The organism is Nonomuraea sp. NPDC049695 (genome assembly GCF_040674955.1).
In the GTDB taxonomy this organism is placed as follows: domain Bacteria; phylum Actinomycetota; class Actinomycetes; order Streptosporangiales; family Streptosporangiaceae; genus Nonomuraea; species Nonomuraea helvata.
In genome coordinates, this window is record NZ_JBFANV010000181.1 from 1 (window position 1) to 7,236 (window position 7,236).

The following is a 7,236-nucleotide window of genomic DNA, read 5'->3' on the forward strand; positions in this document are numbered from 1 at the left end:
TGCGTTGAGAGGCGCACGGCGGGTTCGGCGAGCGGTCTGGAGAAACGGACCGGGAGTAATCCCGAGACCGCGCTCCAGGCCGACTCGGCTCTGTCTCTCTTTCGGTGGTGACGGAGCGTTAGGCCAACAGGATGCGGTGGCGGAGCAGCGTGAAGCCGGCGCGGCCGTGCATCTGGCGCATGATGCGCTTGGTCTTGGTGTTCACGCCTTCGGTGCCGCCGTTGTGGAACGGCAGAGTGAGGGCCGCGTGGACGGCGTCGCGGTCCTGGTCGAGGCCGCGGATGAAGGCGTGCACGTGAGGGAGGTCGGCGGCGCGGGCAGCGGTGATCCACGTGCTGAGGCGGTCGGCGTTGCCCTTGCTCGGCCGGAGCAGGTCGGCAAAGTCGCGGACGAGCCCGGCCAGGTCGATCATCTCGGGGCAGGCCGTGGTGAGCTCGTTGAGCAGCCGGCGATGCTCGTCTTTGAGGTTGTCGGGCCGCGTGAGCAGGAGCCGGGCGAGGCGGCGTGGGGAGATGGGCAGGCGGTCGGCTTCCACCCGGCCTTGGGTGATGTAGCGGTAGAGGAGATTGAAGCTGCCCGGGTAGCCGAGGGCTTTGATCTCGTTGAACAGGTGCAGGACAGGGGCGGCGGGGTCGTCGGTTCGGCGGCGTTTGAGGTGGTCGCGGTAGGGGTCGACGAGGGTCGGCCGGTACTGCGGGGCGCGTTGCAGGCGTTCGGGTTCGGACACGCGTGCGTAGCGTTTGACGGTGTTGAGGCCCAGATTGAGGCGGCGGGCGCACTCCAGCAGGCCGACTCCCTTGCCGAGCAGGTCGTGGACCTGCTGCCAGCGCTCGCGGGTGGTCTGGGCGCGTTTGCCGTCCTTGATCGGGGGTCCGGCCTTGGCCCAGCAGACACTATGTGTGGCGACTTCCTTGGTGACGGCCTCACCAAAGTTGTGCCACAGATGCCAGCGATCACTCACCTGGACGGCGTCAGGCAGGGCGCGGCGGATCGCTTCGGCGTAGGCGCCCGAGCCGTCTCGGCACACGATCTGCACTCCGGGATGGGTGCGCAGCCACGCCTCCAGCACATCGGCGGTGCGGCCGGGTAGAACGTCGATGCGCTCTCGGGTCTCGGCGTCGATCATCACGGTGGCGTAGCGGTGGCGCCGACGCAGGGCGAAGTCGTCCACTCCCAGCACCCGGGGTACGCGCGGCGGTGGCAGGGGCAGGCGTAACAGGATCCGCAGGGCGGTATGCCGGGACAGACATCCCAGGAGCTTAGATGTCAAGCAGCGAGGGATTCGGCGTGATGCGACCAAGCGGTTGCCTCGTCGTAGAGGGTTCCGGTCTTGAGGCAGCCGTGCAGGATGCCGACGAGCCGGTTGGCTACCTGGCGCAGGGCGGTGTTGTAATCGGCGTCGCGGGCGCGTTGCTTGTCGTAGTAGGCGCGGGCGCCGGGCGAGACGCGAACCGCTGTGGCGGCTTGAGTGATCAGGGCATCGATGAGCCGGTCGTTGTGTACGAACCGGGCCGCGACGACCTTCTTCTTGCCCGAGGCGCGGGTGATAGGGCTGGTGCCGGCGTAGTTCTTGCGGGCTTTGGCCGAGGCATACCGCTGAGGGTCGTCGCCGAACTCTGCGAGCACCCGGGCGCCGAGGATCGCTCCCAGCCCGGGCTGGGAGGTGATGATCTCAGCGGCCGGGTGCTCGCCAAAATGCGCCTCGACCTCCTTGCTCAGGACGGTGACTTGCTCGTTCAGGGTGGTCAGGACCGCGATCAGGGATCGCACGGAGGCGGCGTAGGCGGCGGTGACCACCTCGGGCAGGCCCAGCTGCTCGGTGCGCAGCGCTACCTGGATCGGCGCGGCCTTGGCGGCCAGGTCGCCGCGACGGCCGGCGCGCTTGAGCGCCGCGCTGATCTGGCTGATGGTCAATCTCGCCGCCGCGGCCGGGTCGGCCGCCCGGGCCAGCAGATCCAAGGCTTCGGCCGCGTCCAGGTCGGCGAACGCGGCCAGAGCGGCGGGGAAGTAGTCCCGCAGCGCATGCCGCAGCCGCTGGGTGTGGCGGGTGCGCTCCCAGATCAGCGTCTTGTGCATGCGCGCCACGACCTTGACCGCCTCGGCCTGCGGGCTGTCCCCGGCGACCGGGCGCAGCTGGTGAGCGTCGGTACGGACCATGTCGGCCAGCATGTGCGCATCGGCCGCGTCGCTCTTGGCCCCCGACACGCTGAGGCGTTCCCGGTAGCGAGCGGCCTGCAACGGGTTGACCGCCAGCACCGTGTACCCGGCCGCGACCAGCGCGGCAACCCACGGCCCCCGGTCCGTCTCGATCCCGATGACCACCTCGACCTCATCGGCGTTCTCAGCATCCTGGCCGAGCTGCTCGCCGATCATGGCGTGCAGGCGGGACATCCCCGCCACCCCCTCGGGCAGGCGCGCCTTGGCCAGCCGCTTGCCGGAGGCGTCCATCAGCTCCACATCGTGATGCGCCTCGGCCCAGTCATCTCCCACAAACAGTCGCAACATCTCTCCCCACTCCGACGCCACTGGTCAGCAGCCTGCGGGAGAACCATCAGCGACCTAATGAAGCAGTGCTCACGCCACACGCGGGCGGGCACGACATCCCATCAGCGATCAACTCTCCCGGCCGACCGGCAGGGGCACGATCTTTCAACAGGACTAAAAGTCCGGGAGACGAAAGTGCTCACCTGCCAGCGGCTACCAGGCACCGAGTCTGCCGGATGGCGACTCGCTAACACTCATTAGGCGCACGGCCATCGCGGACAAGAGGCGCACGCCGGCACGTCCGGCCAGTTCGCGGACCACCGCTCCGATCTGTGAGGCCAGGCGGGGCGTGCGGCGTTGGTAGCGCTCCAGCACACCGGGCAGCTGTTCCCGGAAGGTCTGGCGACAGCCGCGGGTCGGGCAGACCATGCGGCGGATCCGCACCATCACCAGCACGCGACGTGTGTCCACCGCGACATCGGCCAGAGTGCGCTCGTGATAGCCATGCACGCGAGTTGTCCCGGCTCCACAGGTCGGGCAGGCGGCAGAAGAGCCGTTCGGGGTTCGCGCCCATACCCGAATCTGCTCACCCTGGTCCGCGATGTCCTCCACCACCAGTGGCGAAAGCCCTGAGAACACCGTCTGCACCAACTCGTTGACGTCGATCACAACTCAGCGTGACCTGATGACACCTTCCGTCACCACCGAATCTGCGACAGAGCCAGTGACCGTACAGTCCCCGGCGTAAGCACGAAGATGGTCAGCATGAACGGGCTCGCCAGGAGCGTGCGTTGAGCCTAGTCACTTGACTGATTTCGTTGCCGACGGCTTACCCCTAGGGTCGCTGGATCACTTCCCAGCAGCAAGGGGCAACATGCGCGAATTGCTCGCCTGCAGGGCAACGGCCTTCGCCGTCGCCATATCCGGCGGGACGAGTGCTGCCCAGGTAACGACCACGGAGCCGGCTGACTCACGTCGATGCGCCTTCTCGGCCCCGAGCCCGGTGGCCGAACACCTTGAGAGAGGATCATGGGGCAGCGCGATCCCGAACCGTGGCCGAGGGTCGACGACACTGACGCCGACCTCGGGGCAGGAGCACATAGGGCGGCGGTCGCCGGCCAGCGCCCTCGCGCGCACCGTGGGCACCATGGGCGCAGACCCGGGCGAGGTCGCAGCCCTCGAGGGCCTCGACCAGCGCCTGGCCAGGCTCTGCAGCGAATACGTCGAGTGCTGTCAGCGTGTCATCCAGGTGATCAGGGCCAGCGACGCGATGGCTTCGAGGCGCCGGAGAAGCAGTCGGTCACCGAGTCGCTGGAGCAGATCAGGAGCTGACTGGACGCCATGACGAGAGACCGTGACCTGTAGCGCTCGTAGGAGAGCGCAACCAGGCCAGTGATTGGCAGCTAGGAGAGAACATGACGGTATCGATCGACCCAGACTGGCCAGGGACGTCCGACAAGGACGAGGCGGCGGACCCCTACGCAGACCGCACCGAGGTCAATCGCATCGCCGGAGAGCTGGACGAGCTGCTCAAGAAGCTCAAAACCGCCTCCGGCATACCAGTCACCGAGTTCTCGGTCGTGCCGGACCAGGACTTCCCCGATCCGCAACTGCCGACCGGGGCGGGCTCGCTACCCGACCTTCAGCAGTACGGCGCATTGGGCCAGGCCCAGATAGGGGAGTGGAGCACGGCCGCGGCGTTCGCGCAAGCTACTGAGCAGGCGTACAAAATCCTGGTCGGCGAGCCTGGCAACGACCACGGCAAGTACGTGGCGCTGGTCGAGGGGACGGACAAAGTCATCGACACGCTGTACGAGGTGGCCAAGACGTCCCAGAACGCAGAGCAGGCCACGCAGGAAGCCGTGGCGCGTCCAAGCGCGGCGCATGCCTGAGGCGGAGATCATCATGACCGATCAGCCGAAGATTCAGACCGCGGGACTGCCCTCGTACGGCTGGATCACCGACCAGACCTTCCTCCCGCCGGTCTCGCTGATCGACATCATCGGCCATAGCGCGAAGGACGATCAAGAAGTGGATCGACGCCACCGACCCCGACGCCGTCCATCTGGCCGGGCTCTACTACCAGGCCGCCGACGGGCTTCTCAACGGCTTCGCCACCGACCTGAAAACCAAGGCCACCGACCTGACCGACCGCTACCAGGGACCGACACCAGTGGAGTACCAGCAGCAGCTACGCATCCTGCACTTCAGCGTCGAGTCGGACGACCATGACTCTCGCTCCGACCACGACGTCGACTGGGCCGGCCGCATTCCGCCGTACGGCTCCTACCGAGAAGACAAGCGCGTGGTCGAGCACCTGAAGAAGGTGAACGAGAAGATCGTCGAGAACTTCGACCTGCTGCCCACCGAAATCCGCCAGGCGATGCCCAATTCCCGGGACGTCGAGATGCCGGACTTCAATCACTGCGGCGACTCCGTGCCACCGTTGGGGTACCCCATCGCCCCGATGATCGGAGGTGGTCACGGAGAGCAGGAGCCCACGTCGGAGAACTCGTCGTGGCTCACTGAGGACGACGACGTGTGGGGCGGGCCGAGGGGGCCGTTCCGCCCACGCTGGCCTGATGCGTCTAGGAGTATGAGATGAGCACGGACAGCAAGGCGTCGTACGGAACCGATGCCGCGGCCAGCAGCATGATCCAGTTCAAGCACGGCAAGGTCGAAAAGCACGGCGAAAACCTTGCCGACCGGGCTCTGCAAGTAGGCAAGATCGCGCAAAGCACGGAAGACATCCACATCTCTCGCCCCGCCTTCGGCGTTATCGGCATCGGCCTCAACCACGCACACGACAGCGTCAAAGACGGTGCGGTAAAAACCCTCAAAGCGGCCAAAAAGGCGTTAGAGGACTACAAGACGGCGCTCGCGGAAATGGAGAAGAACTACCGGAAGCCCGACGAGGACAACGCCGACATCGTCAAGAAGATCGGTTCCGAAGATGGCGGCGTCGGTGGTGGGCCCGGCAGGGCGCCGAATGTGCCCATGCCCAAAGGCCCGAGCTTTCCGTCCGCCGACTACTCCCCTCGGGAGATGTCACCTGCGGACTATTCGCCTCCGAAGGTGTCGCCCGCGGACTATGCACCTCCCGAAGCGCCGTCGCCGGACGCGCCATCCACCCCAATGCCGCCCGCAGACAGGTCGACCATGCCTGTACCTGGCGCCAACGCGACCGACCCGACCTCGTCCATCCCCACCGCGAGCCGGCCGTCCATCGAGGATCAACTCAACCACGAGGTGCCGACCTCCGCCCCGACCACGCACTCGACCAACCCCAATGCCACGGATTTGGCCTCCTACAAGCCGATCGACGTGAACATCCCTACCGGCACCAGCCCGTACTCGTCCGGCACGTCCCTCGGCCCCGGCATGTTGCCGACCGGCACGCCGTCGGGCGGCTCCCTGGGAGGCAGCGGGGCGGGCGCCATGGGCACCGCGGCGGCCGCGGCCGGGAGGGCGGGCGCCGCCGGGATGTCGGGCATGCCGATGATGCCGATGATGCCGGGCGGCGCACCGGCCGACCAGCACCGCAAGGACGAGCGCGATTACGTGCGCGGTGGTGAAGAGATCTGGCAAGACGACAACGACATTGCGCCGCCGGTGATCGGTATAGGAGAGGACGACCCTTCGCATGATGGAACTTAACCTCGAGAACGTTGAAATGGCGGCAGCGGTCTCGATGGCGACTGAAGCCGCTGTGATCCTCGGCGAGTACCCCCTCGCCAGGAACATTGCTCTGGCGCTCGCCACCCTCCTCGCAAACCCTGAAGGCATGAGAGGTGCGGCCGAGGCCTGGACGGCCCCCACCGCCAAGGGCAAGGATTGCGTCGAATTCGAGACCATCATTCACGAAGTCAGAACCCTCACGGACGAGATGGCCGACAAAGAGTGGTGGAAGGGCTCTGCAGCCGAGTTGTGCAAGCAGTCGACCGAGACGCTGACCGAACAGCTGAAGATTGCCAGCAGCTATCATCAAGGCGTCGGACAGGGTTTGCACACGATAGCGGCGCTCTATAGCGCCGCTGTCGTACTCGCGGCTACAGTGGCTAGCGTCCTGATGTACCTGGCCTGGTTGAAGCTGCTGTCTTGGCTCGGCTCTATTCCGCAGCAGATAGCTACCAGAGGCACCATCAACGCCATCCTTGCGAAACTGGCGCTGGCCGTCAGAACAATGGTGAGCAAGCAGCTGAAATCGGTGGGTGGGCTGGCCACCATACTCGCCCTCATCAACGCGGCGTGCGCCACGCTGAGCCAGGTCATCGACAAGAACCGGCCGAAGGCCGACTTCAGCCAGGTAGCTCTCGAGTACGTGCCCAACGACTCCACCGGGGTGGGCACGCTGCAGCGGAAGAACAGCGGTATGCCGGGGCTGGACATGAGCTCGCTGACGGGTGGCAACGGCTTCATCTAACCGTAAGGCCGCCATTTACGTGCGCAGTGGAGCGCGAGGTCCGCGTAGCAATGGAGCAGCATTCAGCTAACCCGTCCCTGACCTGCGGTGACGAGATCACGGGGAAAGGTTCGCCCCTCACTCCGGTATCTGCCAGGTCCGCTCAGAGTGACGTGTCTCTTGCCTGCGGCTGGGCACATGGTCGGCTTCGGCCCGACCGCCTGGTCACGGCGCAAGGGCGAGACCGAGTACGGTATCAAGTGGATCCCGTTCGGCGGCTACATCCGCATGATCGGCATGCTGCCGCCCCGGCCGGGTGACGACCCCACCAAGCTCAGGAGCAACGCCAC

5 protein-coding genes and 3 pseudogenes are annotated in these 7,236 nt (G+C 66.3%); 5 read left to right on the plus strand and 3 right to left on the minus strand.

The window, feature by feature from the left end; translation table 11 throughout:
* Positions 1 to 118: 118 nt before the first annotated feature.
* From AB0J64_RS56315 to AB0J64_RS56325, 3 genes and pseudogenes are all read right to left on the minus strand, one after another.
* Positions 119 to 1,246, minus strand: a pseudogene (locus AB0J64_RS56315) (ISL3 family transposase); the annotation flags it as partial.
* 20 nt (positions 1,247 to 1,266) lie between these two features.
* Positions 1,267 to 2,505 carry an IS110 family transposase gene (locus AB0J64_RS56320; RefSeq protein WP_364046744.1) on the minus strand — a complete coding sequence of 413 codons (1,239 nt, stop codon included), beginning with the start codon at positions 2,503 to 2,505 and terminating at the stop codon, positions 1,267 to 1,269.
* Between the two features lie 237 nt (positions 2,506 to 2,742).
* Positions 2,743 to 3,123, minus strand: a pseudogene (locus AB0J64_RS56325) (transposase family protein); the annotation flags it as partial.
* Between the two features lie 776 nt (positions 3,124 to 3,899).
* Here AB0J64_RS56325 and AB0J64_RS56330 point away from each other — a divergent pair.
* From AB0J64_RS56330 to AB0J64_RS56350, 5 genes and pseudogenes are all read left to right on the plus strand, one after another.
* Positions 3,900 to 4,376 (plus strand): hypothetical protein, encoded by a 477-nt coding sequence (locus tag AB0J64_RS56330; protein WP_364046747.1) that lies wholly within the window; start codon positions 3,900 to 3,902, stop codon positions 4,374 to 4,376.
* Positions 4,377 to 4,657: 281 nt separating this feature from the next.
* Positions 4,658 to 5,089, plus strand: a complete 432-nt coding sequence (locus AB0J64_RS56335; RefSeq protein WP_364046750.1) for a hypothetical protein — start codon at positions 4,658 to 4,660, stop codon at positions 5,087 to 5,089.
* The gene (locus AB0J64_RS56340) at positions 5,086 to 6,141 is read left to right on the plus strand and encodes a hypothetical protein (RefSeq protein ID WP_364046753.1); all 1,056 of its coding nucleotides are present in this window, start codon (positions 5,086 to 5,088) and stop codon (positions 6,139 to 6,141) included. Before AB0J64_RS56335 ends, AB0J64_RS56340 begins: the two co-directional genes overlap by 4 nt.
* Positions 6,128 to 6,907 (plus strand): hypothetical protein, encoded by a 780-nt coding sequence (locus AB0J64_RS56345; protein WP_364046756.1) that lies wholly within the window; start codon positions 6,128 to 6,130, stop codon positions 6,905 to 6,907. Before AB0J64_RS56340 ends, AB0J64_RS56345 begins: the two co-directional genes overlap by 14 nt.
* A gap of 174 nt (positions 6,908 to 7,081) precedes the next feature.
* Positions 7,082 to 7,236, plus strand: a pseudogene (locus AB0J64_RS56350) (site-2 protease family protein); the annotation flags it as partial.

Excerpts from the sequence above, each read along its gene's own strand:
- AB0J64_RS56320 (WP_364046744.1), bottom strand. The coding sequence starts at position 2,505 with ATGTTGCGACTGTTTGTGGGAGATGACTGGGCCGAGGCGCATCACGAT.
- AB0J64_RS56330 (WP_364046747.1), top strand. The coding sequence starts at position 3,900 with ATGACGGTATCGATCGACCCAGACTGGCCAGGGACGTCCGACAAGGAC.
- AB0J64_RS56340 (WP_364046753.1), top strand. The coding sequence starts at position 5,086 with ATGAGCACGGACAGCAAGGCGTCGTACGGAACCGATGCCGCGGCCAGC.
- AB0J64_RS56345 (WP_364046756.1), top strand. The coding sequence starts at position 6,128 with ATGATGGAACTTAACCTCGAGAACGTTGAAATGGCGGCAGCGGTCTCG.